The 26,158-nt window shown below is 60.6% G+C and carries 18 protein-coding genes and 1 riboswitch; of the genes, 12 read left to right on the top strand and 6 right to left on the bottom strand.

All coding sequences use genetic code 11. From position 1 onward, the window contains the following. Window positions 1–4: 4 nt before the first annotated feature. From ABF859_RS07325 to ABF859_RS07315, 3 genes are read left to right on the top strand one after another with little or no spacing between them, the layout of a single operon-like run. Window positions 5–3,181 carry an efflux RND transporter permease subunit gene (locus ABF859_RS07325; protein WP_415527124.1) on the top strand — a complete coding sequence of 1,059 codons (3,177 nt, stop codon included), beginning with the start codon at window positions 5–7 and terminating at the stop codon, window positions 3,179–3,181. Next, window positions 3,178–4,644, top strand: a complete 1,467-nt coding sequence (locus tag ABF859_RS07320; protein ID WP_415527123.1) for an efflux transporter outer membrane subunit — start codon at window positions 3,178–3,180, stop codon at window positions 4,642–4,644. The genes ABF859_RS07325 and ABF859_RS07320 overlap by 4 nt, the downstream gene beginning before the upstream one ends. Before the next feature lie 12 nt (window positions 4,645–4,656). Then, on the top strand, window positions 4,657–5,007 hold the full coding sequence (locus ABF859_RS07315) for a hypothetical protein (protein ID WP_415527122.1): 351 nt from the start codon (window positions 4,657–4,659) through the stop codon (window positions 5,005–5,007). A gap of 60 nt (window positions 5,008–5,067) precedes the next feature. Here ABF859_RS07315 and pnuC read toward each other — a convergent pair whose 3' ends face one another. Genes pnuC through ABF859_RS07300 form a run of 3 tightly spaced genes read right to left on the bottom strand, consistent with a single transcriptional unit; the run spans window position 5,068 to window position 9,217 of the window. Next, window positions 5,068–5,649: a nicotinamide riboside transporter PnuC gene (gene pnuC, locus ABF859_RS07310; RefSeq protein WP_415527121.1), complete on the bottom strand. Its 582-nt coding sequence runs from the start codon at window positions 5,647–5,649 to the stop codon at window positions 5,068–5,070. Beyond that, a complete protein-coding gene (locus ABF859_RS07305; RefSeq protein WP_415527120.1) occupies window positions 5,640–6,794 on the bottom strand; it encodes a phosphotransferase enzyme family protein in 1,155 nt (384 codons plus the stop codon). Before ABF859_RS07305 ends, pnuC begins: the two co-directional genes overlap by 10 nt. 2 nt (window positions 6,795–6,796) lie before the next feature. Then, complete coding sequence (locus ABF859_RS07300; protein ID WP_415527277.1) at window positions 6,797–9,217, bottom strand: TonB-dependent receptor; 2,421 nt, start codon at window positions 9,215–9,217, stop codon at window positions 6,797–6,799. Window positions 9,218–9,398: 181 nt separating this feature from the next. Further along, window positions 9,399–9,529, bottom strand: a riboswitch (TPP riboswitch). A 200-nt stretch (window positions 9,530–9,729) separates the two neighbouring features. On the opposite strand from ABF859_RS07300, the gene ABF859_RS07295 reads away from it, so the two are divergent. From ABF859_RS07295 to ABF859_RS07285, 3 genes are all read left to right on the top strand, one after another. After that, window positions 9,730–11,163 carry a methyl-accepting chemotaxis protein gene (locus ABF859_RS07295; RefSeq protein ID WP_415527119.1) on the top strand — a complete coding sequence of 478 codons (1,434 nt, stop codon included), beginning with the start codon at window positions 9,730–9,732 and terminating at the stop codon, window positions 11,161–11,163. 131 nt (window positions 11,164–11,294) lie between these two features. Further along, a complete protein-coding gene (locus tag ABF859_RS07290; protein WP_415527118.1) occupies window positions 11,295–12,533 on the top strand; it encodes an MFS transporter in 1,239 nt (412 codons plus the stop codon). Continuing rightward, on the top strand, window positions 12,524–13,123 hold the full coding sequence (locus ABF859_RS07285) for a YdcF family protein (RefSeq protein WP_415527117.1): 600 nt from the start codon (window positions 12,524–12,526) through the stop codon (window positions 13,121–13,123). Before ABF859_RS07290 ends, ABF859_RS07285 begins: the two co-directional genes overlap by 10 nt. A 3-nt stretch (window positions 13,124–13,126) precedes the next feature. Here ABF859_RS07285 and ABF859_RS07280 read toward each other — a convergent pair whose 3' ends face one another. Continuing rightward, a complete protein-coding gene (locus ABF859_RS07280) occupies window positions 13,127–14,386 on the bottom strand; it encodes an AGE family epimerase/isomerase (RefSeq protein WP_415527116.1) in 1,260 nt (419 codons plus the stop codon). Window positions 14,387–14,535: 149 nt separating this feature from the next. Here ABF859_RS07280 and rpe point away from each other — a divergent pair, with 149 nt between their 5' ends. The 3 genes from rpe to ABF859_RS07265 are packed head-to-tail and all read left to right on the top strand — an operon-like array spanning window position 14,536 to window position 18,033. Continuing rightward, window positions 14,536–15,210: a ribulose-phosphate 3-epimerase gene (gene rpe, locus ABF859_RS07275; protein WP_415527115.1), complete on the top strand. Its 675-nt coding sequence runs from the start codon at window positions 14,536–14,538 to the stop codon at window positions 15,208–15,210. After that, a complete protein-coding gene (locus tag ABF859_RS07270; protein ID WP_415527114.1) occupies window positions 15,210–16,862 on the top strand; it encodes a heparinase II/III family protein in 1,653 nt (550 codons plus the stop codon). Before rpe ends, ABF859_RS07270 begins: the two co-directional genes overlap by 1 nt. Before the next feature lie 25 nt (window positions 16,863–16,887). Continuing rightward, complete coding sequence (locus tag ABF859_RS07265) at window positions 16,888–18,033, top strand: glycosyltransferase family 4 protein (protein ID WP_415527113.1); 1,146 nt, start codon at window positions 16,888–16,890, stop codon at window positions 18,031–18,033. On the opposite strand, the gene ABF859_RS07260 is transcribed toward ABF859_RS07265, so the two are convergent. Further along, window positions 18,014–20,392, bottom strand: coding sequence for a flagellin (locus ABF859_RS07260; RefSeq protein WP_415527112.1), 2,379 nt, complete (start codon window positions 20,390–20,392; stop codon window positions 18,014–18,016). The genes ABF859_RS07265 and ABF859_RS07260 overlap by 20 nt on opposite strands. A gap of 398 nt (window positions 20,393–20,790) precedes the next feature. On the opposite strand from ABF859_RS07260, the gene ABF859_RS07255 reads away from it, so the two are divergent. The 3 genes from ABF859_RS07255 to ABF859_RS07245 are packed head-to-tail and all read left to right on the top strand — an operon-like array spanning window position 20,791 to window position 23,644. Further along, window positions 20,791–21,534 carry a (Fe-S)-binding protein gene (locus tag ABF859_RS07255; RefSeq protein ID WP_011252898.1) on the top strand — a complete coding sequence of 248 codons (744 nt, stop codon included), beginning with the start codon at window positions 20,791–20,793 and terminating at the stop codon, window positions 21,532–21,534. Next, window positions 21,531–23,054 (top strand): lactate utilization protein B, encoded by a 1,524-nt coding sequence (locus ABF859_RS07250; RefSeq protein ID WP_415527111.1) that lies wholly within the window; start codon window positions 21,531–21,533, stop codon window positions 23,052–23,054. The genes ABF859_RS07255 and ABF859_RS07250 overlap by 4 nt, the downstream gene beginning before the upstream one ends. Beyond that, on the top strand, window positions 23,051–23,644 hold the full coding sequence (locus ABF859_RS07245; protein ID WP_415527110.1) for a LutC/YkgG family protein: 594 nt from the start codon (window positions 23,051–23,053) through the stop codon (window positions 23,642–23,644). Before ABF859_RS07250 ends, ABF859_RS07245 begins: the two co-directional genes overlap by 4 nt. Here the strand turns inward: ABF859_RS07245 and ABF859_RS07240 are convergent. Next, window positions 23,629–26,154, bottom strand: a complete 2,526-nt coding sequence (locus tag ABF859_RS07240; RefSeq protein ID WP_415527109.1) for an excinuclease ABC subunit A — start codon at window positions 26,152–26,154, stop codon at window positions 23,629–23,631. The two genes, ABF859_RS07245 and ABF859_RS07240, sit on opposite strands and share 16 nt — an antisense overlap. Between the last annotated feature and the right edge of the window lie 4 nt (window positions 26,155–26,158).

Genomic DNA, 26,158 nt, shown 5'->3' with positions numbered 1-26,158 from the left:
CCGCATGTCATTGTCCCGCTTCTTCATTGACCGGCCCATCTTTGCATGGGTCATCGGTCTGATCATCATGCTCGTCGGCGCCGTGGCAATCACGCGCATGCCGATTGCCCAGTATCCAAGCATCGCGCCGCCGCAGATTGCCATTTCGGTCATGTATCCGGGTGCATCGGCCGAGACGGTGAACAACACGGTCGTACGCCCGATCCTGCAGCAGATGTATGGTCTGGATCATCTCGAATATCTGTCGGCCTCGTCCTATGCGAGCGGGCAGATGGAGATCGACCTGACGTTCGAGCAGGGAACGAACCCTGACATCGCGCAGGTTCAGGTCCAGAACAAACTCCAGCTTGCCCAGCCGCGCCTGCCGACGGAAGTGACGGCCCAGGGCCTGAGCATCACGAAGGCCACCAAGAACTTCATGATGGTTCTGGCCTTCATTTCTGAAGACGGCAGCATGTCCGGACAGGACATCGCGGATTATGTGGCGTCCAACATTTCCGACCCGCTGTCGCGTGTGTCGGGTGTGGGTGATCATACGCTGTTCGGTTCCGAATATGCGATGCGCGTCTGGCTGGACCCGTCCAAGCTGTACAATTTCGGCCTGACGGTCGGGGATGTGCAGTCGGCGATCTCGGCACAGAACATTCAGGTCTCGTCTGGTGAACTTGGCGGTCTTCCGGCCAAGAAGGGCATTGGTTTCGATGCCACGATCATCGGTCCGACACGTCTGAGTACGCCGGATCAGTTCAAGGAGATCCTGCTCAAGGTGCAGCAGGATGGCAGCCAGGTGCGTCTGAAGGACGTGGCGCGGGTCGAACTCGGCGCGCAGAGCTATGCGCTGGGCTCGGTTTATAACGGTCATCCCGCGTCCGCGATGGCGCTCAAGCTGGCACCGGGTGCGAACCAGCTCAAGACCGAGGCCGCTGTGCGGGCGCGTCTGGGTGAGCTGAGCCGGTATTTCCCGCCGGGACTGAAGCTTGTCTATCCGCTGGATACCGAGCCGTTCATTACGCTCTCCATCCATGAGGTGGTCGAGACGCTGATTGAGGCCATTGTCCTCGTGTTCATCGTCATGCTGATCTTCCTGCAGAACTTCCGCGCGACGCTGATCCCGACGATCGCGGTGCCGGTGGTGCTGCTGGGGACGTTCGGGCTGATGTCCATTCTGGGCTACAGCATCAACACCCTGACCATGCTGGCCATGGTTCTGGCCGTTGGTCTGCTGGTCGATGATGCGATCGTGGTGGTCGAGAACGTCGAACGTGTCATGACGGACAAGGGGCTGTCTCCCAAGGAAGCGGCCCGCGTTTCCATGGACGAGATCTCGGGCGCGCTTGTCGGCATCGTGCTGGTGCTGACGGCAGTGTTCCTGCCGATGGCGGCCTTTGGTGGTTCGACGGGTGTGATCTATCGGCAGTTTTCCATCACGATCGTTGCGGCCATGTGGCTGTCGGTTCTGGTGGCGATGGTCATGACGCCTGCGCTTTGCGCCTCCATGCTCAAGCCGACACATAAGGGCCATGAGCGTGGTCCTGCGGCCTGGTTCAACCGGACGTTCGATCGCCTGACGAACGGGTATATCGGTGGTGTGAAATGGATGATCCGCGTGCCGGTCGTGAGCATGATCGGGTTCGCGCTGCTGACGGCGCTGGTCGGGTTCCTGTTCATGCGGGTGCCGGGTGGCTTCCTGCCGGATGAGGATCAGGGGATCATTTTCGGGCAGGTCACGATGCGCAACGGGGCGACCCAGGAGCAGACGGCGGCCGTCAACCAGAAGATCACCGATTACGTGCTCAAGACCTATGGGCAGTATGTGGAATCCGTCTTTACCATGTCGGGCTTCAGCTTCGCCGGGCAGGGACAGAGTGCGGGTGCATTCTTCATCCGGATGAAGCCCTGGGATCAGCGGCCCGGGTCGAAACATACGACCATGACGGTGTCGCGCGAGATCATGATGCATTTCTGGATGGATCCGGAAGCGCAGATCTTCGCCGTCAATCCGCCGGCGGTGATGGAACTGGGCAATGCGACCGGCTTCGATCTCGAGCTGGAAGATACCGGACATCTGGGTCATGACGCCCTGCTGGCAGCGCGAAACCAGATCCTGCGGGAAGCGGCACAGAACCCGCTGCTTCAGGCGGTGCGTCCGCTGGGCATGGAGGATGCGCCGCAGTTCAGTCTGGATATCAACCGTGAACGGGCCAATGCGCTTGGTCTGACCAATGCGGACATCAACACGACGCTCGAAGGGGCTCTGGGCTCCATCTACGTCAACCAGTTCATGCGTAATGACCGCGTCAAGCAGGTCTATATCCAGGGCGAGCCCTGGGCCCGCATGACGCCGGAGGATCTGAACCGCTGGTATGTCCGCAATGCGATGGGGACGATGGTGCCGTTCAACGCCTTCGCATCGGGGCATTGGGTCAATGGGCCGCAGAAGGTCGAGGACTATAACGGCCTGAACTCCTATGAAATCCAGGGGCAGCCGGCCGTAGGCGCAAGCTCGGGGCAGGCCATGGCGGAGATGCAGAAGCTGCTGGCCAAGCTGCCGCGTGGCATCGGCTATGAATGGACGGGCCTGTCTTTCGAGCAGCTTGCTTCGGGTGGATCGACGGCGCCACTTTATGCTCTGGCTGTCGTGGTCATCATGTTCTGTCTGGCAGCGCTTTATGAAAGCTGGGCCATTCCGTTCGCGGTGCTGCTCGTGCTGCCGCTGGGTGTGCTCGGTGCCATCGCGGCGACGCTCGGGCGTGGGCTTTCCAACGACGTCTATTTCCAGGTGGGGCTGCTGACGACGGTTGGCCTCTCGGTGAAGAATGCGATCCTGATCGTGGAATTCGCCAAGGCCTTCTTCGAAAGTGGAGAAAGTCTGGAGGACTCGGTTCTGGAGGCCGGGCGCGAGCGTCTGCGTCCGATCCTCATGACCTCGATCGCGTTCGTCTGTGGTGTGTTTCCGCTGGCGATTGCGACGGGTGCGGGATCGGCGGCGCGTGTGGCGATCGGAACCTGCGTGGTGGGCGGCATGGTGTCCGCGACACTGCTGGCGATCTACTTCGTGCCGGTCTTCTTCGTGGTGGTGCTGCGTCTCTTCCGGGTCACGCGGGCCCGTGACCGCAAGGACCCGTACGCCCATCTGGACAACAAGGCGGCGCCTGTCGCCGAAGGGGAGCACGGCGCATGAAGGCCCGTCTCGGACTTACTCTCGGCTTTCCCGGTCTGCTGCTGGTGTCGGGCTGCAACATGGCCCCCACCTACCATCAGCCGACCCAGGCCATACAGAACAGCTATCCTGCGGATACGGGTTCGAAGAACGCTGCGGCCGTTCGCAAGGTGGCCGATCTGGGGTGGGAGGATTTCTATACCGACCCACGCCTGAAGGTACTGGTTGAGCTGGCACTCAGAAACAACCGGGACATTGCCGCGCAGGCTGCGGCCGTGAAGGTCGCACGCGGACAGTACGAAATCCAGAATGCCTCGCTTTTCCCGATCATCTCGAGCGGGGGGCAGGGCCTGTTTCTTGGACCGTCCGATACGGCGGGTTTCTCCTTCGCGCCGGGTCTGGGCACGAATGTTTCCACTTTGCGCCTGTATCAGACGTCCATCGGCTTTTCGTCCTATGAGGTCGATCTGTGGGGCCGCATCCGCAACCTGACCCGCCAGCAGGCGGAGACGGTGCTGAACAATGTGGAAAATACCCGCAACGTCCTGCTCACGACCGTTTCGCAGATCGGCACGACCTACATCCAGTGGCTTGCGGATCGTGAAGAACTCCGGGTGACGCGCGACACCCTGAAATCGGAAAACGACACGCTGCGCCTGACGCAGCTTGCCTATGACAACGGGGAAGCGGATGCCCTGACGCTTGCGCAGGTCAAGACACAGGTCGAGCAGGCTTCGGCTTATGAGTCGCAGTACATGCGGGCTGTTGCGGATGACGAACATGCCCTCCAGCTTCTGGTGGGGACGCCGCTGCCGGCCACGCTGCCCGAGCCTGCGCCATTCGGGGCGCAGACGATGATCAGTGACCTGCCCGAAGGTCTGCCATCGGACCTGCTGGCGCAGCGCCCGGATATCCGGGCGGCCGAGCACACGCTGATCGGCGCGAATGCCAATGTGGGTGCGGCGCGCGCGGCTTTCTTCCCGCGCGTGACGCTAACGGCGTCCGAAGGTACGAGCTCGCTTCAGTTCCGCAAGCTCTTCACGCCGGGTGCGGAAACATGGACGGTTTCGCCGTCGATCAGTCTGCCGATCTTCACCTGGGGCCAGAGCGAGGGCAACCTCATGATGGCGAAGGGGCAGAAGCTGCAATATGCCGCGCAGTACGAAAAGGCCGTGCAGACGGCATTCCGCGAGGTATCCGATGCCCTGACGGCCCGTGAGACCTATACGACGCAGGACCGTCACATGACGTCCCTCGTGGAGCAGTCGCAGAAAGCTTTCGACCTGGCGATGATGCGCTACCGGGCCGGGATCGACAGCTACCTGACGACCCTGACCCAGCAGCGAGCGCTCTATCAGGCGCAGCAGAACGCCATCATGATCCGGGCCGCACGGTTTCAGAACATTGTGACATTGTATCGCGCGCTCGGGGGTGGGTGGAGCCAGAAGACGGTTTCGCCTAAGGTGCCCGCACAAACGCACTGACCGGAGAGCATCATGCGCAGGTTGATTGTCCCAGTACTGGCCGTCCTTGCCGTTTCAGGCGCGACCTTCGGCACGGCTATGGCGCAGGATGCGGGCGATGACGGTCCCAAGAAGCCGAGCATGCATGACCTGTACCACAATTCATCCCTGCCCAAGAGCCATGCCGATTTCAGCCGGTACCGGTATCGTCCTCCCGGGGACAAGGTGATCGAGCAGCCGGATGCCTTCCGGCTGCTGTTCCAGACGAAAGACGGTCAGCCGGACGGTTACGCCGAACGCCGTGGCACCTCGGTGTTCTACTATGATCGTTTCGGCAAGCTGCGGCAGATCCAGCCTCTGCCGGAAGACGCGAGCGTCGACTGATTTTCCGCTTCGATGAAAACCTGCCCTGAGTCATCAGGGCGGGTTTTTTTTAATGGAAGTTCAGGATGGCAGGGGTACTGAAGGCGTGGCGGTCGTATCGGGTTTCCAGAGCCGGTATCCATTGGCGGCCAGCAGGACGAAACCGGCATACAGGACTGCTGTCGGATACAGGCCGCGGCTGATGAAAAGGGCCACATAGGCACTGTCCACCACGATCCACAGGAGCCAGGTCTCGCGGTAGCGCATTGTGTCCCAGCACTGGGCAACGATGCTGTAGGCGGTGAGTGTGGCATCCGTGACGGGCGTGGGATCATTGGTGAAGCGGGCAAGGACGAAGGCCCAGACCGCGCTGCCCGCGGCCCCCCAGAGCATTCCCTTCAGAAGGGTGCGGAGGGCGGGACGACGGACATGGATCCGGCCATCCGGTTTTTCCATCTGCTTCCAGTGTCGCCATCCGTAGACGACGTACAGACAGAACGCGATCTGAAGTCCCGCATCGGCATAAAGCCGCGCCTTCACGAAAACCCAGCAATAGAGCCCCGCCGCAGCCAGTGAGACAGGCCAGCAGATCATGCTGCGCCGGGACGTCAGCCAGACGGCCAGCGCGCTCAGGACGGCACCCAGGATTTCGGTCAGGGACATGGGAGCGCCTGAAGGGTCTGTGTCAGCCAGTTCAGGAACTGCTGTCCTGCGGAGGAGGCGAACCAGTGCGCATGGCCCAGCAGGTAATCCGTATAGGCGGCTTTTACGCCGACTCTGTCGTGGACGAGTGTTTCGTAATAGGCCACTTCGGAGAGGGCATATTCGACATGCACCAGCGGAAGAAAGAGGGGCACCAGACGCCGTTCTTCAGCCGAGAGAGCATAGTGTGACAGATAGCCTGAAAGGAAAGCTTTCAGCCGCTCATGAATGACAGGACAGTCGTTTTCGGGTTCGAGCCATGCGATGGCGGTGCGTTCGATCGCGACCGCCAGATCATAGGCGGCACAGGTCCGGTCCGACATGCCGAAATCAAGGATGCCGCAGACCTGCGCATCGGCTCCCGTGTCGTTCCAGAACAGGTTTGAGGGGTGCCAGTCCCCGTGTCCCCATCGGGGGTGGATCGTGCCGAGATACGGTTTCAGCCGTGCATGAAATGGCAGAAGGGCTGCGGGGATGTCCTTGCGCCAGAAATGATGGGTCAGCGCCTCGGTCAGTCCGCTCTGCTGCGGGATCCAGCGTTCCAGCCCGGCCATCAGGTCAGGGGAGGTGATGACTTCGAACGTGGAGAGCAGCGGGCGGCAGGATGGCCGGGCAGGGGCCTCGAAATCCCGGGCGGCCTCGTGAAGCTGCCCCAGACGCATGCCGCCGGAAAAGGCATGATGCGCGTTGTGGAACGGCTCCCAGGACTGCACGGTCTCGTAAAGGTCATGGCCGGGCATGATGGAAAAGACTTCGTAGGCCGATCCGTTGAGATCAAGTGCGGCCTCCCCGCTTTTGGTACGCCATGTCTGGCCAACCGGAAGGCCGCGTCCGGCCAGATGCGCGATGAAGCGGTGTTCTTCTGTTAGCGCCGTGGCGTCGCGCAGGCAATGGTCATGTCGTTTGAGGAAAATCCGGCTCCCGTCCTCCAGCGAGACGGCGCCCGTTGAGGAAAACGGCCTTCGTCCATGCCAGACGACCCGTTGGGCCGGGGAGCGGAGCGGAAAATGGGACAGGACTTCGCGGGCTTCGGCATCGGACAGTGCTGGCCAGTCCCGTCTGGCTTCGGGACCACTGACGCCGAACTGTCCGGATGCCTCTGCCATGCTCAGAACCCCGTGGACGCGGTGAACAGGGCTGCGAACCCGCCACCGATGAAATAGCTCGGGGCACTTCCGGCGATGGTGGTGCCATAGACGCCGGTTGTGTCCTTTGCATTCATGGTCGGACTTGCGACGCCTGAAAGATAATGCTCATTCGTGATGTTGATGAAGTTCATCCGCAGGGTCGGCTGATGCAGATGAACATGATCCGAAAAGCGGTAGCCAATGGCGAGATCACCCGTCGTATGATCCGAAACCCGCTCGTCGTTCGTAAACGTGGCGTACTGGTGCCCAGTGTAATGCACGGTTGCGACGCCGAAAATGTGCCCGTCATCGTAGCTCAGCCCGGCCGAGGCCTGAAGCGTCGGGCTGCGGACGGCGATCCTGCCCCGGGTGCGCAGAAGGTCACCGCCCGACATCAGATCGTTGTCGATGGTGGCGTGCAGGTATTCACCCGAGACATAGGGGCTGAAATGGTGCCAGGGGCGCAGGCCGATTTCCACGTCCACGCCGCGTGAGGTCTGGCCACCGGCATTCATGGTTGTGCTGACGATGGAGCCGTTCTGCACGGCCTGTGTGGAGATCTGGCGATTGGTGAAGTTGTAGTTGAACAGCGTCAGGCTGCCGATGATCCAGCGTCCCGTACGGCGATATCCCAGTTCTTCGGAAATGGAATATTCGTTGCGCACGTCGGCGGAACCCGTGCCGTACATCTCACCCGAAGAGGGATCATAGGTGTTGTACAGCGCAGTCTGGTCCGGGGCCCGGAAATTGGTCGTAGCATTGAAAAAGAGCTGGTTCTCTCCATCAATACGCCAGCGTACGCCAAGGCGGGGCAGCGGCTCCATGCTGTTGGAACCGACATGATATTGCGGCCCCGGCAGGCTGTTCGTGCCATCGCGGCTCATCATGACGGCCTTGAAGCCGAGGTCGATGGCCAGATGGTCGTGCAGCAGGGACATGTGATCGCCGACGAACAGCGCGTTGGTCTGGGAAATGGTATGGAAACTGCCGCCCAGAAGCCGCTCGCCATTCGACAGGCGGATCACGTCGTGGCCGTTTTCCGCCCAGATATCCGGTGCATATCCGTTGGTCTGGACGGCCGTGAAAGGCTGCTGCTCGTTGTCGTCGCCGTAATCGTACCAGTAACCGAGGACGAAATCGTTCCAGCCGGTTTTGTAATGCAGCGCACTGTTGAAGCCTGAGCGATAGCTGCGCTGGGTATAGTCCGCGCGGACCACGCCGACGCCATCCTGCGCGCCGGGCAGGTTCAGCGTGTCCGACAGGGCCTGCGTGCCCTGATAGAGACCGCTTGTGGACATGGGGCTGCCACCGGGCCAGTTGCCATAGGCGAACTGCGCATAGGGCGTGACGTCAAGGGACAGATGGTCCGTCAGCGTCAGATGGACGGGGGCGCCGCCATAAAGCGTGCGCTCCGCGTCCCGCCACAGGCGCCAGTAATTGGCGCCGTTGTCGGAATTGCTGCTGTCATACCGGGCCAGCAGGTTGTTCTGTCCGTGGATGCCGTCCGATTTCCATGTGTCCATGGTGGGTTCGGGATACCAGCTCGTAACGGTCGTGTTGAACGAACCGACGAGGCTTGCGCGGTTGTCCTGTCCCCATTCCTTGAGGAACTTGAAATCCACGTGATGCTTCTCGTCCCGCCCGGGGCCGCGCCAGTTGTCCGTTGCGCCATGGGAATAGGACACGAAGCCACGGATGCCGGTATGGGCGATGTCGCCGGTATCGAGGCGGATGAACTCGCGGTTGGTGTTGTAGGATCCATAGGACACGCTGGCATCGCCGCCCGCTTTTTTGGCAGGGTCGCGGAATGTCAGGTTCATCAGGCCACCGGCCGCGTTCAGGACCGGGCTGTCCAGATCGGCCGAGCCCTGTGACAGGGCGATTTCCTGATAGTTCTCGCTGTCCGCGAACTGGCTGGGCGTGCCGGAATAATAGGCCACGTCATTCAGCGGCATGCCTTCAAGGACATAGCCGATGGCGCTGTTGTCGAGCCCGCGGACGGTGATGTTCGTGTTGGGGGAAAATCCCAGCGGATCGGATGAGGACACATTGGCACCGGGCAGCATGGCGGCAAGCTGGAAGGCGGTTGCCATCGGGGCCTGTTTTGAGATGAAATCCTGACTGACCGTACTGACGGATTTCACGCCGTCCTGAAGATGGATCAGCCCACCGCCGGGCTGGTTGCCCGGAGCACTGTCCGAAATCCGGTGGACGATGATGTGTTCGGCCTCTGAAGAGCGTGCGGCGGGAGGCTGCGCCGTGGAGGGGCGGTTCTCTGCCTGATGGGCGGCCGGATGGCCCGGAACGGACGGTGCCGCCGGTGTATCCGCGGCTCGTGCCACGGAAAAGCAGACCGTTGTTCCTAGAAGAAGGGGCAGGAGACTGCGGGAGCGCGGGCGCATGACAGGAGACGGAAGGATCTCTTGCCGGATGGCGCAATATGGTCTGACAGACGACGGGACTGGACGGCCCGGGGCTTGTCTGTGTGCCATGATGAGAGACTCCTGCCTGCACGCAATGAGATCTCAGCTCTGACAGGAAAGGTTCAAGCTGCTGGTTGCGTGAGGCAGGAAAACGCGTCTGGCAAACAGCGACCACCATCCCTCCGCCAGTATGAACTGGATCAGGTTCAATGGGTCACTGCGGTGCATGGCGTTTGAGGGCCATGCCAGCAGAATCTCAGCCCCGTGCCAGAGGCCCCCCACGGTGAAGCGTCACAAATCCTCCGGCGACGAAAAATTGTCAATATGAACCGGGGCCCTCTGCACAAAGGCCCTGAAGGGGGCTCCTGTAACAGGGTCAACAAATCCGTGAGCTTTCTTCATTCTTTATTAAGAACGACATGACTAGCTTTGAATAGGCTCATGACGAAGCTTGAACAGGGAACGGATTTCCAAGGTGGAAGAAGGCGAGAATGTTACATTGGATTGAAAAAACCGCCTATGTCCGTCAGAAAATCAAGATTCTCTTTTCTTTCCTTGTGTTGACCGCCGTCTTTCAGTTTGCTGTCCAACAGATCTGCCAGCACCTGTGGGGGCATTACCCGCACGAACAGCTCCTGTCCCAGTACGCCGGTCTGCTGTCTCAGGTCACTCTGACGCTTCTGAGTGCCGGATTTGCCGTCCGGATCATTGCCGTTCCGTTCGAACAGATTACGGCCGCCACGGAAAAGGTGGCTGGTGGTGCGCTCAATATCACCATTCCGTGTCTGCACCATCAGGACTGTGCGGGACGTCTGGCGCGCTCGTTGCAGTCATTCCGGGAGAACAGCCAGAAGCAGCTCAGGCTTCAGGAGATTTCAGCGACCGAGGCCCGCGAGGCCGCGCGCATCCAGAAGGACCTCTCTGAAAAAAGCGAGAGCATCCGGCGTGTGCAGGGTGAAACGATTGGCACGATCTGCGCCGGGATGGAAATCGTCAAGAAAGGTGATCTGACCTTTACGTTTCAGGAGCATTTTCAGGACAGGTTTGAAGAGTTCCGGCAGGATTTCAACACACTCATCCAGATCTATGGAACGGCAATTGCCAAGATTTCCGATGCGACGTCGGTTATCGCCAATGGCACGTCTGAGATCGCTTCGGCCTCTGCGGAACTCAGCGAGCGGACGGAACGGCAGGCCGTCAATCTCGCCGAGTCTGCCGCATCCATCAACAGCATCACGCAGACGGTCGGGAAAACCGCCCTCTCTGCGGTGGAGGCGCGTGAGACGGCACTGGAAGCGCGCGGGCAGACGCTTGTGATTTCCAGAATTATGCATTCCGCCAATGCGGCCATGGGTGAAATCCGCACGTCCTCCCGGCAGGTGGAGAGTATTCTGGGCCTGATCGAGGAAATCGCATTCCAGACCAACCTCCTGTCGCTGAATGCGGGGATCGAAGCCGCGCGTGCCGGTGAGGCCGGTCAGGGCTTTGACGTGGTCGCAAAGGAGATCCGGGCTCTGGCCCAGCGTTCGGCCAAGTCCGCCCAGGACATCCGCAACATCATCACGTCCTCGGGGCGTCAGGTGGAAGAAGGCGTTCAGCTTGTGGGTGAGGCGGACGGGTCGATGAAGATCATCAGCCGGCATGTGGACGGGATCACGTCGCTGCTCGAGGATATTTCCCAGTCCACGACCGGTGAAGCCGAGAGCCTTGAGACGATCAACAAGGCCATCAACGAAATGGATCAGATGACCCAGCGGAATGCGGCGATGGTGGAAGAGGTCACCGTAGCCTGTCGGAACCTGAGTAACGAGGCGAAGGATCTGTTCGCCGAACTGTCCCGATTCCGTTTTGGCCCTGCGCAATCCCCTGCGAAATGGATGCTCCCTGTGCCTGAGGCGGGGAACATGGCCACGGCTGCGTTCTGAAGGCCCTGTTCCTGCAACGGGACGTGGAACATTTTCGCGACACGCCTCGACATCGGTCCGGATATTCCCGACACTGCTGTCATGTCTGTCGGTTCTTTATGCCACTTCGTCCTGAATGACAGGGATTGCCAATGATGGGGCAGGCCTTCCGGTCTCTGGGGAGGCGTAATTACCGCGTCTGGGCCATGGGCGCTCTGGTTTCGAATATCGGAACCTGGATGCAGATGACGACGCAGGACTGGCTGGTCCTGACAGAACTGACCCGCCATGACGCGACGGCTGTCGGGATCGTCATGGCGCTTCAGCTGGCGCCTCCGCTCCTGCTGATTCTCTGGACCGGGAGAATTGCGGACAGGGTGGAGAAGCATCGTTTCCTGCTTCTGACCCAGGCCGCCCTTGGAACACTGGCCATCGCGCTGGGGATGCTGGTGGTGACGGGTATGGTCCGGCTGTGGGAAGTGGACCTGTTTGCGTTTCTGAGTGGATGCGTAGCAGCATTCGACAGTCCCGTACGGCAGATCTTCGTGGGAGAACTTGTCGGGGAAGAAGACCTTGCCAATGCCGTGGCGCTCAATTCCGTATCCTACAATGCCGGGCGCATGATCGGTCCGGCGGTGGCGGGGTTCTGTATCGCGGAGCTGGGTTCGGGCTGGTCCTTCGTCCTGAACGGTTTTTCCTTCTATGGGGTGCTGATGTCGCTTCTGTCCCTGCGGACACAGGATCTGCACCGCCTCGCGCCAGTAAAACCGGAAAACACCCATCAGGAAAAACAGGATCTTCTTACGGGCGTACGGTACGTCTGGAAGCGCGATGACCTGCGGACCATCCTGTTCATGCTGTTTCTGCTGGGGGCCTTCGGGCTCAATTTCCCGATCTATATTTCAACCATGGCGGTCAGCGTCTTTCACGTCGGGGCGCATGGCTATGGCGTTCTCAATTCCGCCATGGCTGTCGGGACGATTGCCGGTGCGCTGTTTGCCGCCAGTTGCAGGACCATGAAATTTTCAGCTCTGCCCCAGGGAGCTGTAGTCTTTAGTATCGCCTGTCTGCTGGGAGCTCTTTCGCCGGGATACTGGGCATTTGCAGTCGCGCTGGTCATGGCGGGCATGGCGTCCCTGACCTTTACGGCGGTGAGTAACAGCTACATGCAGCTGACGACGGATCCGGGCATGCGCGGGCGTGTGGTGTCGATCCGGTTTGCGGTCTTCGCCGGGTCCTCGCCGCTGGGCGCGCCTTTGGTGGGCATGGTCGCGAATTGCCTGGGGCCGCGCTGGGCTCTGGGGGTGGGATCATTGTCCGGGATTCTGGCGGCGGGCGTAGCACTGCTGTATCTGCGCCGGGTACGGGCTGGACAAGAGACATGTTCCTGACGTCTGGCAGCCGCTGGCGACGGAGGGTTGTGAAGAGCACGCGCATGGCCATGTTTCTGGCCGGCGTATTTCTGGTCTGGATGGGATTTGTGGCGGTCAGGGGCCTGTTGGCCGTGCCGCTTCCCTCCGAAATGGAGGTCATTTTCGGCACGGCGGTCACGGACCAGGGCAACCCCCGCCCGGCGCTGCGGGAACGGCTTGAGGAAGGACTGCGACTGTGGCGTACCGGTCTTGTGCGGACTGTCATGGTCAGTGGCGCGATCGAGAGCGGAAATCATCGGGATGAGGCCAGGATCATGGCGGACTGGCTGATGGCCCGGGGGGTTCCGGCCTCTGCAATCATCGTGGATTCACACGGGAACACTACCTGGCTGACGGCTTTGCATGTCGCCCGGCTGCATCCTCGGCGGGCGGTTGTGGTCTCGCAGTGGTTTCATATCCTGCGGGCGGAATGGGCATTGCAACGGGTGGGTGTGAACCCGGTCTCGGGAACAGCTCCTTCCCGCTTCCGGCTGGCGGAACTCTGGTATCTGTTCCGGGATTCCGTGGCGCTTCCGGTCTATGTCCTGACGAAAGCACCCCCGGGCTAGAGATCAGTAAGGGACGCCGATCTGTTCGATCGCGGTGGCGAGGGACGGCGCAAGTGGCATCATTGGGGCGAGCGTGGCCTGATAGGCGTGATACAGGTCGCCCTTGCCCTTGTAGATCGTCTCGGTCGGCTCGCCCTCGGGGCTGACTTCATTGAACCAGCTTCCGAAATCACGGTCGATCAGGGTTGTGTCGATATAGTCCCAGATCATGCGGTACCAGTGTTCGTAATGGGGATTGCCTGTCCGCTTGTACAGATTGATGGCGGCCGTCAGCGCCTCGGCCTGTGCCCAGTGAATGCGGCTGCGATTGTGCGGACCATGCTCCCAGTTGATGGTGTAGAGCATGCCCGGCCGGCCATCGGCATTCCAGCCGGTGTTCATGCCGGTTTCGAACAGGGCCTGGGCGTCGTGCAGCATCCATTCCGGGGTGGGGAGACCGTGCCGCAGAAGAGCGGCCTCAAGTTTCAGGGTCAGGTGTGACCACTCCACGAAGTGCCCCGGCGTCATGCCATAAGGACGCAGGTCATCATTGGGTCTGTCGCTGTGATAGTCCCGCATGAGGGTCCAGTTGCGGTTGAAATGCTCTGGCATGGCGAATCCTTCCGCCGCAGCCAGTTCATGCACGAAGCGGGTGACGATACGCCGGGCACGATGCAGCCATGTCACGTCCCCGGTGACGTCCGCGAGCGCCATGAAGGCTTCGGTGGAATGCATATTGCTGTTCGCGCCGCGATAGTCTTCCTCATCCGACCAGTCAGGGGCGAAGCTCTCGCGCATGACGCCCTCTTCTTCGCTCCAGAAATGGGTTTCGATCTGTTCGATCGCGTCCTTGAGCAGATCGCCCGCGCCTTCCGCCCCGATCAGGACGGCCGAGGAAGCCGCCAGAGCCACGAACGCATGTAAGTATGCCTGTTTGCGGTCGTTGTCCTTGTCCGCAAAATGCTGCCAGCCTCCATGGGTCTCGTCGCGGAAATTCGTGCGCAGGGCATGGATTCCGTGGGCGACGAGCGGCGCGCTTCCAGGCAGCCCCTGAAGTTCGGCCACGGCATAGGCATGGACGCAGCGCGCGGTCAGCGTGGCTTCGGGTTTCGCGTTTTCGGGAAGGGTGCCTTCCAGATCCAGACCGGTAAAACCGCCGTCAATGCATCCCCCCTTGCTGAAATCCAGAAGGCGACGCCCCTGCATTTCCAGCCAGGCCCGGTGGGAGGGGCGGCGGATCCAGCTGTCGCGGCTGAGCAGGGTGGGTGAGAGACGATCGGTCATGAGGCACTCCGGGCAGGTCTTGGGCATCAGGACGTTTCAGGGGCGCGGGGGTTCCGGAATGGTGTCTGCGAAGACATCAACCTCACGAAGATGCGCACGGATGCGGATGTGGCTTGCGTCGCGCGATGGGTTTGCCGATACATGACAGTATGACTGACCGGCCTTCGATCATTGTCGCTCCCAGCCTTCTGGCTGCTGACTTTTCCCGTCTCGGGGAAGAGATCGCCTCCATTGCGCGCGCGCCCTGGCTTCATCTGGATGTGATGGACGGGCATTTCGTGCCGAACATCTCGTTCGGGCCTCCGGTGATTGCGGCGCTTCGCAAACATACGGATGCGAAGTTCGACGTGCATCTGATGATCGATCCGGTGGATCCGTATCTGGAAGCGACTGCCAAGGCGGGCGCCGACCACATCACCGTGCATGTCGAGAATGCCCCCCACCTCCACCGCTCGCTCCAGACCATTCGTGTGCTGGGCTGCCGTCCCGGTGTGGCGATCTGCCCGGCGACCCCGGCCGTGGCCCTGTCGGAAGTTATGGATCTGGTGGACATCATCCTTGTGATGACCGTCAATCCGGGATTTGGTGGCCAGAGCTTCCTCGACAGCCAGCTTTCCAAGATCCGGACGCTGGCTGAAATGATTCGTGAGAGTGGTCGTGAGATCATCCTCGCAGTGGATGGCGGTATTGATCCGCACACCGCCCCGCGGGTTGTGGAGGCCGGGGCGACCATGCTGGTTGCGGGATCGGCGGTATTCGGAAAAGAGGACCGTGATGCTGCGATCAGGGCCCTTGAAGGCCCGTTCGTGGAACAGATCACCTGATGGCAGGCAGTGGCTGGCTTCGTAGTCTTCGTCTCTCCCTTGCCCGTCTGCCTTTTGGAGGAACTGCTTCCGAGGGGCCTGAGCATGCATTCCGTGATCCCTGGAAAGGCGATCCGGAGCAGGGCGCGCGCCTGATTGGCGGGCATTTCCGTTTCGACCGGCAGGACTATCCGCTGCCCAAAGGTAACTGGGAGCGTGGCCCCTGGCCGGAACCGGTGCGCGAATGGCTGCATGGCTTCAGCTGGCTGCGGGATCTGCGGACGCTGGGAAGCGACAGGGCCCGTCTGACGGCCCGGGCACTCGTCAGTGACTGGCTGGCGCACCCGCCAACGGATCCGCTGGTGCGGGATGCGTGCGTTACGGGTTCGCGTCTGGCGTCCTGGCTGTCGAACCATGAGTTCTGCCTCGCCTCTGCCGATCCCCGTCTTCAGCAGCGTCTGATGGAACGGATGCTGGTGGAAGGCCGCACCATCGCAGCCCTTCTGCCTCTGCCGCCACAGGGCGCGCGCGGGCTGATGGCGTTCCGGGGTCTGCTGGCGGCGGCGATGGCAATGCCCGAGCATACGGGTTTCATGTCCCGGTTCCTGCGTTATCTGCCCGGTGAGCTGGAACGGCTGGTTCTGGCGGATGGAACCGTCATCGAACGCAGCCCCGAGGCACAGTTTCTCGTGGCCCGCGAACTGGCGGAGATGTCCGTCATGTTCCGCACGGCCCATGCCAGCGTTCCGCCTTTTATTGACCGGGCCCTGGACAGGGTCTGTCCCGTCCTGCGGGCGATGCGTCACGGGGATGGCGGGCTTGCGGTCTTCAACGGGGCGAACGAGCGGCATAGCGCCGCGGTGGAAGACGTTCTGGCACAGGGATCACGGCAGAAGCTGATTGCCCCCGCCATGCCACAGGGGAAGTTCACGCGGCTGGCACTCGGCAAATCGCTGTTGATCGTGGACAGCGGGCCACCCGCGCCAGCCGGCTTTGACAGCATGGCCCATGCCGGAACGCTGTCCTTCGAGTTTTCGCATCAGCGTCACCGCCTGTTCGTCAATTGCGGGAGTGCCGTGATCGGGGCCTGGCGGGATGCCATGCGCAGCAGCGCCGCGCATACGGTTCTCGTGGCGGATGGTCTGTCATCCGCGGATTTCGGTCCGGATGGCGGCATGACGCGCCGGCCGGTCACCGTGTCGTGCGATCATCAGACGGATGGGGCCGCGCACTGGCTGGAACTGGCGCATGATGGCTATCATGCGCCGCTGGGGGCCAGATGGACCCGGCGCCTGTATTTCGGTTCGGAGGGCGAGGACCTGCGCGGGCAGGAACTCATTGACGGTGAACGCAACATCGACTTTGCCATCCGCTTCCATATCCACCCGGATGTGAAGGTGACGCAGGATGATGAGGACATCATCCTTCAGGTGGGCGGGACGATCTGGCGTTTCAGGCAGCGTGATGGTGCCGTACGGCTGGAAAATGATGTCTATCTGGGGCGCGGGAAACGCGAAGTCTGCCGTCAGATCATCATTACACCCCTGCCGGTTCCGGATGCGGTTCTGCCGGAAGGCGAGAAGGGGCCCGATGAAGAAAAACCCGATGCCCGCAAGGCGGTCAGACGGACCCATCAGAGTGTGACGTGGCTTCTCGAACGTATTCCGGAATAGACTGTTTCGTGCCGAAGGCGCTGTCGTGAAGATACTTGAAATCACCAACGTGGACTTCGCGCTCAGGCAGTTTCTCCTGCCCCTGATGCGCGAATTGCGCGAGGCCGGACACGAGGTTCAGGGAGCCTGCGCGGAGGGTTCCCATCTGGAGCCCGTGCGGGCTGAGGGTTTTATCGTCCATGGTGTTCCGATGGCGCGCTCGCTGTCGCCACGGGCACAGTATCGGGCGTTCGTGGCGCTGGTGCAGCTGATCCGGCGGGAAAAGCCCGATCTGGTGCATGGTCATATGCCCATCAGCGGCATTCTGGCGCGCTTTGCTGCCCGGCTCTGCGGGGTGAAAATTGTAGCCTATACCTGCCACGGCTTCCTGTTCAACCAGCCGGGATCCTGGCGCCGCCGGATGCTCTCACTGCTTCTGGAATGGGCGGCCGGGCGGATAACGGATCTGTACATGACGGTCTCCCGCGAGGAAGCGCGGGATGCGAAGCGGCTGCATCTGAACCGCAATCCGATTGCCATTGGTAACGGTCGTGAACCGGCTCGTTATCATCCCGATCCCGCGACACGGGTGCGTCTGCGCCGGGACCTTGGCGTGCCCGAGGACCGTCCGGTGGTCATCGTGGTCTCGCGTCTGGTGCGGCACAAGGGCCATCCTGAACTGCTGCGGGCTATGGAAGATGTTCCGGGCGCGGAGCTCTGGGTGGTCGGGGAGCGCCTGCCTTCGGATCATGGTGCGGATCTGACGGCAGCGTTCGGACGTGCGCGGGAGCGTCTGGGGCCGCGCCTGCGGATGCTTGGCTATCGTGAAGATGTGCCGGAGCTTCTGAGGGCGGCGGATGTGTTTGTGCTGCCCAGTCATTTTGAGGGGCTGCCGATGTCGGTCATCGAAGCGATGCTGACGGGCTTGCCTGTGGTGGCGACGGATGTCCGGGGACCGAGAGAGCAGGTGGTGAACGGGGAAACGGGTTTTCTCGTCCCGCCAGGCCTTTCCGCGCCTCTTGCGCAGGCTCTGCGTTTTCTGACGCAGGATACGGCCGCGGCAAACAAGATGGGCGATGCCGGACGGCAGCTCGCGCTTGAGGCCTATGACGAACGCCATATCCTCAAACATGTCGTGGCGCTTATGGAAAAGGCCGCTGTCCGGAAGTCTCTCAGCCTTGGAAAAGTTTGAGGATCATGGATGACTGGCCGCCCATGATGGAAAGGGACTGTATGGCGAGCTGCTGTTTGGTCTGAGCCGAGAGAAGCAGAACGCTTTCCTTCGCCAGATCGGCATCCGTCAGGGCGGATATGCCTGTTGTGATGGCGTCCTGCTGGGCGGCGGTATTCTTTGTCAGTTGCGAAATGAGGTTCGCGCTGCTTCCCAGTGACGCATTGATGGAGGTCATTTTTGAAATGGCGGCCGTTACGGCTCCGATCGCGACGTCGTATCCGCTGGTCTTCTGACCGGAGATCGTACTGCCGGAAAAATTCCGGCTGTTTGCTGTGAGCAGAAAGGAATCCGGTGGAACAGAGCCATAGACGGGAAGGTAGGTATACAGGTTGCTGTCATACGGATGTTTGGAATTGGGGACGACATAAGGCGCTCCGGGCGCGCCCCAGACCGGTGTTCCGTCATCCGCAGTGATCGTGCCGGAGGGAATGGAACCGGCGATTTTGGAACCACTGGCGACGATGGAGATCGTATCGGTGCCGATGCTGCTGCGGTCCGTCGTGATGTCCAGTGACTTCAGCGCGTCAACGATCGGCGTGAACAGGCTGTTCTGATACGTGGTCTGCGAGGTCATGTCGGGTGTGACGTTCACGGCCACGATATTTTCTGTCGCGCCCTGCGGGAATGCGGAGGACGTTGAAACGGCATAGGTCAGGTTTCCGGTCGTTCCGTCTTTCTCGAGACTGACATACATCGGGTTACCGGAGGCAGTCGCGGAGATCTGAAAGACGGTTCTTCCATCATTTTGCGAAACGATCGTTGAGGGCGCGATATACCCGCTGGTGGGATCGACCGTTATGTCAGACGTGCTGTTGCTCAGAGCCTCGACGCTACGGGCGATTGTTTTCGAACTGGAGAGCGTTCCGTCAGTGGTCGTCTGGTTCAGGATAAGCTGGTAGCCATCCAGTCCGGCAGAGGCACCGTTCGTGTTGAAGTCCATCCGGGTTGCCACGGGATCGGCAAGACTTGCCTGGGCCGTCGTCAGGCTGACCTGCTGCCCGTAGGTTGAGACAAAACTCTGTGGGACAGAGGTGGTCTCGAGGTTTCCGTCGCTGTCGTAAACCAGACTGCCGTCCTCGTTGGTCTGGCCTCTCAGAACGCTTTTGGTATCGGTCGCAACCGGAACGATCGAACCTGAAAGCGGCGTGGTATTGATGGCGTTCGTCAGGGCGGAAACATTCGGGCTTGATGACGAGGCCGGAGCGTAGATATTCCCGCCGCTAATGGTCAGCGCGCCGTCAGTACTGTTGCGTTCGACATGAAAACCCTGCCCAGAAATGGCGGCCATGAACGTATCGGAAATGACCTTGTCGTCCATTTTTCCCGAGCCGGTGGCATTAACAGGCACAGGCGTAATGATGGACTGGGTGGTGGGATTGCCCAGCGCATCGAATGTCGAACTCAGGGTATAGACAGGATTGCCATTGCTGCCCTGCGAGACCTGAAGGGCCTTGCCGGAGTTCAGCGTATAAAGTTTTACACCGTTCGGATCAGTGTACTGGGACGTGATGATGGTATTGGTGCCAGATGTCAGATCGCCGGTACCGGGATCCCATTTCAGGTCTGAGTCCGTCCCGATGGCGGCGTTGATGGTGGCCAGCGTGGAACTGCCGGGATTACTGGTTCCGGTATTGGTCTCTTCCGCAACGAACTGGTACTGGATGGCCGGGTTCTGGGCTGTTCCCGTTTCTGTGGCCTGCGCGATGTTGTGCAGTGTCAGGGTGGTGGTGGCAGGCCCTGTGATGACCAGGGACTCCGGATTGAAGGGCAGCGTAACCCCGGCCTGATCGACGTTGAGCCCCGAGAGGCCAAGCCCTGCCGAGGTGGCATTGTTGCCGGAAATCTTGAGAGAATCGCCATAGATATCCAGAGAGGTCGACGCGGTGCTGGAGGCTACACCCTCCCCAAGACTGCCCGCCAGAAGATTGACGCCATTGAATGTGGCGGATGAGGCCATCGAGTCAATCTCGTTCAGCGCCATGGAAATCCGGGTGTTGACGGTGCTGCTGTCGATGCCGGTATTCTGCCCTTCGCTGATATTTGCTGCGATGGACGTCAGGACATTGTTGATGAGTGTGCCCTGTGCGCTGGCGGTCTGAACGACCTGCCCGAGAACATTCAATCCCTGCGAGATGCCTGCCAGCGCAGAAGACTGGGCCTGCATGGTGTTGGCGATTGAGTAGATTGCCGGGTTGTCTGAAGCGGTGGATATGGTTTTGCCCGTCGAGACCGCCATTTCGGTCTTGTTCAGCGTCGTAGTGGCCTGGGAAAGAACCTGGAGCCCGGAGAGGACGGAGGCATTGTTCACACTAAGCACGGATGGGCATCTCTCAGCGAGCATGGGGTGCTGTGACACTGTCAGGCACGTTATAATTTTTCGTTAATGGAAAGAAATATGTCATGCTGATCCTGAAAATGTTTTCGTAGAATATCTGCATCAAAAATGTCGGAACTGGAGAATTTTTTGAGAATGTAATTCCTGTTTATTCAGATTTTTATTAATAACCAAAATATATACTTTAGTTCTTGGAATAATTTCATTTCAGAGTTCAGGGAAAAAATCTCTTAATTCACTATCGATTTTTGGTATTATTATCAGGACTAAAATACTCTCCTTATTATGACTTCGATTCTCCCGTAAACTTGTCTTTTGTTTCTGCGCTATTTTTACGAGAGTGTCGTCGTACGAGATGATTGAAGACAAAGGTATTCCCCATGAAGGTCGGTCTGTTCGTCCCATGTTACGTGGACATGTTTCACCCCGAGACAGGAATTGCGACTCTGGAATTGCTGGAGCGCTTTGGACTGTCTGTTGAATATCCCGTTGATCAGACATGCTGTGGCCAGCCCATGACCAATACGGGCTGCGAGCGTGAAGCGGCCAAGACGGAAGAGCTGTTCGTCCGTAATTTCGAGAAATATGATTATATTGTCACGCCGTCCGGAAGCTGCACGAATCAGGTCCGCAACAACATGACGGCCATCGAGCAGAGTGATGCAGTCAAACACGTTCGCAGCCGGACTTATGAACTGGTCGAGTTTCTGCATGACGTCCTGAAAGTCGATGCCTTTCCCTGGGCCGAGTTTCCGCATCGTGTTGCGCTTCATAACAACTGCAACACGCTGCGGAACCTGCGGATCGCCAGCATGACCGAGCGCCGTGAAGAGCCGTTTTCCAAGCCGAAGGCCCTGCTGAAGATGGTCAAGGGTATCGAATTCGCCGATCTGACACGGCCTGATGAATGCTGCGGGTTCGGAGGAACGTTCTCGGTGTTCGAGGAAGGTGTCTCGGCCAAGATGGGCCAGGACAAGGTTACGGATCAGCTGAAGTCGGGCGCGGAATATGTCACGTCTTCCGACAGTTCCTGCATGATGCATCAGGAAGGCTGTGCCCGCCGGATGGGAGCCAATCTCAAATACATCCATATCGCCCAGATCCTGAATGGAGCACGCGCATGACCGCCGAACTGCATGAAGAACTGACCGATCCCCATGCCGATCAGCTGGATCACGGGGCAGCATCTTCCCGACCGCTGAAATCGCGGATTTCGGAACCCCAGCCCCGTGGTGCGAAGATCCATGGGAACCGGCCGGTCGATCAGGCCGAAGCGGCAAACCGTTTCATGGCGGCGACCGAACACGAGGCCATGCATGATGCGCGTCTGTGGGACCTGCGCCAGAAGCGCGACAAGGAAATGCATGGAATCGAGGAATGGGAAGAGCTGAGAAACCTTGCCTCGGGCATCAAGGAGCACACCCTTTCCAAACTCGATTACTATCTCGAACTGTTTGAGAAAAACGCGACGGCCAACGGGATCAAGGTCCATTGGGCGAAGGACGGAGCCGAGCATAACGCCATCGTCCTGGACATTCTGCGCAGCAAGGGCGTGGAACGGCTGATCAAGAGCAAGTCGATGCTGACGGAGGAATGTGGCTTCCGTGAATTCATGGCCCAGAACAACGTCGAGGTCATCGAGACGGACCTTGGCGAACGGATCCAGCAGCTTGACGATGAAGCGCCGAGCCATGTCGTCGTGCCTGCCGTTCACAAGCTGCGGACCGATGTGGCGGGTGTTTTTGCGAAGACGATCGGGTCTGATCCGGACAATGCGGATGCTCATTACCTGACGGAATGTCAGCGTGAGGCCACGCGTCCGCTGATCCTGTCGGCGCAGGCGGGTATGACGGGTGGCAACTTCGTGGTTGCGGAGACAGGAACGTTCGTTGTCTGCACCAATGAAGGCAATGCGGATCTTTCCGCCAATACGCCGCCCCTGCATATCGCATCCATCGGCATCGAAAAACTGATTCCCGGTCTGGCCGAACTGCCGGTGTTTATCCGGCTGCTGTCACGCAGTGCGCTGGGCTCCCCGATTACGCAGTATACGTCGCATTTCCGCGGTCCGCGGAAGGGGAGCGAGATGCATGTCGTGCTCGTGGACAATGGACGCTCCAAACGGCTGGGAATGGAAAAATTCTGGCCGGGGCTGAAGTGCATCCGCTGCGGCGCGTGCATGAACACCTGTCCGGTTTTCCGGCGCAGCGGCGGCCTGAGTTACGGGGCGACCTATGCCGGTCCGATCGGGCTGATTATCGATCCGACGTTCAACGTCCATAAATATCGCAACCTGCCTTACTCTTCGACGATGAATGGCAGCTGCACCAATGTCTGTCCGGTGAAGATCAATATTCACGAACAGATTGCCGACTGGCGCAAGACGCTGGCAGGCGAAGGGGAAATCTCACCGGTCAAGAAGGTCATGATGAAGGCTGCGGGTGAGGTTCTGGCATCGCCGGTAGTCTATCGGGCCAGTCTGCCGCTGGGACGCAGCGCGCTGCGGCATCTTCCGCATTTCATGCTGTACAACAAGCTCAATACCTGGGGTCGCAAGCGCGACATTCCCGAGACGCCCAAGCAGACGTTCAATGAATGGTATCGCAGGAACCGGAAACAGCAGGTCGAAGGGAAGAAGTCATGAGTGGTTCGCGCGAAGCCATTCTGGGAGCAATCCGGAACAATCATATTCAGGGTGATCGTCCGCGCCCGATCGTGCCCCTGTTCGATCAGGCTGCACCGTCCGATCTGAGGGAAATGTTCCAGAAATCCCTGGAACGCATGGGGGGCAAGATTTTAACTCCCGATGCGGCGGATCCGATGGCGCCTGTCCGGCAGGCCATCGTCAAGCCGGGTCCGGTGCTCTCCTGCGTGCCGGAATTCGAGGGGGATATGAAAATCACCCCTCAGACAAAGCCCACGGACATTGCGCCGGTCGAGTATGCCGTGCTGCGCCCGGCATTCGGTGTGGCGGAGACGGGGTCGCTGTGTTTTACGGAAAAGCAGCTTCTCGTGAACACGACCGGCTTTCTGCCCCAGCATCTGATTGTCCTGCTGGACCCGGCACAGATCGTCTATAACCTGCACAACGCCTATCAGCGCCCGGAATGGCGGCAGGCGAACTATGCCGTGTTCCAGAGCGGTCCGTCAGCGACGGCGGATATCGAGGGTGTTCTCGTGCATGGGGCCCAGGGTGTACGCTCGCTGAGTCTGCTGTTTCACCCCGCGTCCTGAGTGCCGGGATGAACGTAGCGGCGGAGGAACGGGGCGGTGACGCTGTGTTCCGAAGCCGCGACGGTCTCCGGTGTTCCGGAGGCCACGATCCGGCCCCCCTTGCGCCCTGCACCGGGGCCGAGATCGATGATCCAGTCACTGGCCGCTGCCACGCGCATGTCGTGCTCGGCCAGAACGACCGTATTGCCCTGATCGACCAGCGCCTGAAGCTGAAGCATCAGCCGGTCCACATCGGCGGGATGCAGGCCGGTTGTGGGTTCGTCCAGAACATAGAGCACATGTCCGCTGCGCTGTTTCTGAAGTTCGGTCGCAAGCTTGATCCGCTGCGCCTCGCCGCCTGACAGTTCGGTGGCGGGCTGTCCAAGCCGGAGATAGCCAAGTCCTCCGCGTCGCAGGGTGTCGAAGCCGCGTGCCAGAGCGGGCACATCCGCGAAGACATCACAGGCATCGTCAATGCTCAGGCCCAACACATCCGCGATGCTGTGCCCGTTCCACAGAACTTCCAGAACTTCTGGTTTGTAGCGGCTGCCGTGGCAGACGGGGCAGGGCGTCTGTACGGTCGGCAGGAACAGAAGCTCCACATCGACTGTCCCCACGCCCACACAGCGTGGGCACCGCCCTTTGGCGACGTTGAAGGAAAACCAGCCGGCATCGAAACGGCGTTTCTTCGCGTCCGGCGTTTCGGCAAACAGGCGGCGGATCGTGTCGAACAGGCCGGTATACGTGGCGGGATTGGAGCGTGGGGTCCTTCCGATCGGTTTCTGGTCGATCATGACCATGCGTTTGATCGGGCCGGTTCCGCCCGCAACATTCCCCTTGGGCTCGCGATGTTCGGGGGCCGGGGCCTCGTCTGTGCTGTCGTCGTCGGGGTCGATGTCCACTTTCTGGCCCAGAGCGCGGGCCATGATGGAGACGAGGGCCTGCCCGACGAGGCTGGATTTTCCGGAGCCTGACACGCCCGTGACCGAAACTAGCACCCCGAGCGGGAGCGTCAGGGCTAGATGGTCCAGATTGTTCCAGCAGATATCGGTCAGTTCCAGCGTGCCGGTCGGTTTGCGGACCGGTGTCGTGCGGGGCTGGACCGTGCCGAACAGATAGGGGCGGGTGCGGGAGTCCTTTACGTCCCGCAGGCCGTCGGGCAGGCCGCTATAGAGGACGCGGCCGCCCCGTTCGCCGGCATCCGGGCCGACATCCACCAGCCATTCCGCGCGGCGGATCACGTCCGGATTATGCTCGACCACAATCAGCGAGTTGCCCGCGTCGCGCAGACCGTCCAGCGCCCGCAGAAGCGCCTGCGTGTCGGCGGGATGCAGGCCGGAGCTGGGTTCGTCCAGCACATAGACCACGCCGAACAGGTTAGAGCGGATCTGGGTTCCAAGTCGCAGACGCTGGTATTCGCCGGGCGAAAGGGTCTGCACGCTTCGGTCGAGCTGGAGATAGCCCAGCCCCAGATCCAGCAGGACGTCGATGCGCTCGATCATGGCATCTACCATGCCACGCGCTGCTACCGCCGTGGCGTCCTTTCCGGCCGCAAGGGTTTGGGCGGATGTGCGGAGCGAGGCGGCGATGTCTTCGAGGGTGCGGTTTGAAAAATCGGCGATGTTCAGCCCGTCGAATGTCACGCGCAGGGCATCAGGGTTCAGGCGCTGTCCGTGGCAGACCGGGCAGGGGGCGGAGACCATAAAGGACGCCGCCCGCTTGCGCATTTTCTCGCTCTGCGACTGCGTGAAGGTGTGCAGAACATAGCGCCGCGCGCCGCTGAACGTGCCGTTGTAATCAGCCGGGATGCCGCGTTTTATGGCGTCCACGACCTGTGCGTGGGTGCGGCCCGGATAGACGGGCTCGGTTGGTGTTTCCTCAGTGTAGAGGATCCAGTCCCGGGTCTTTTTCGGCAGATTACGCCAGGGACAGTCCACGTCCACGCCGCGGGTGATGAGAATGTCCCGCAGGTTCTGTCCCTGCCACGCCGTGGGCCAGGCCGCGACGGCGCGGTCGCGGATGCTCAGGCTGTCATTGGGAACGAGGGTCTGTTCCGTGACATCATAGATGCGCCCGAGCCCGTGACATTTCGGGCAGGCGCCCATGGGGGTGTTGGGTGAAAAGGATTCCGCTTCCAGTCGTGACAGGCCGGGCGGATAGGTGCCTGCGCGGGAGTAGAGCATCCGCAGCAGGTTTGAGAGTGTCGTCAGGCTGCCGACGCTGGATCGGCTACTGCTTCCGCCGCGCTGCTGCTGAAGGGCGACGGCGGGTGGTAGTCCGTCAATGGAGGCCACGACCGGAACCGGCATCTGGTCGAACAGGCGTCTGGCATAGGGGGAGACGGAGTCCAGATAGCGTCTTTGCGCCTCGGCATAGATCGTCCCGAAGGCCAGCGAGGATTTACCGGAACCCGAAACGCCCGTGACGACGACGAGCCGGTCACGCGGCAGGTCTACATCCACGTTTTCCAGATTGTGTTCCCGCGCCCCTCTGACGCGGATCATCTCATGGGGCGAGGGCGTCTGGGACATGGGG

The sequence above is a fragment of the Gluconobacter sp. genome (genome assembly GCF_047722525.1).
Classification (GTDB): domain Bacteria; phylum Pseudomonadota; class Alphaproteobacteria; order Acetobacterales; family Acetobacteraceae; genus Gluconobacter.
This window is presented reverse-complemented; position numbering and strand designations above follow the sequence as displayed.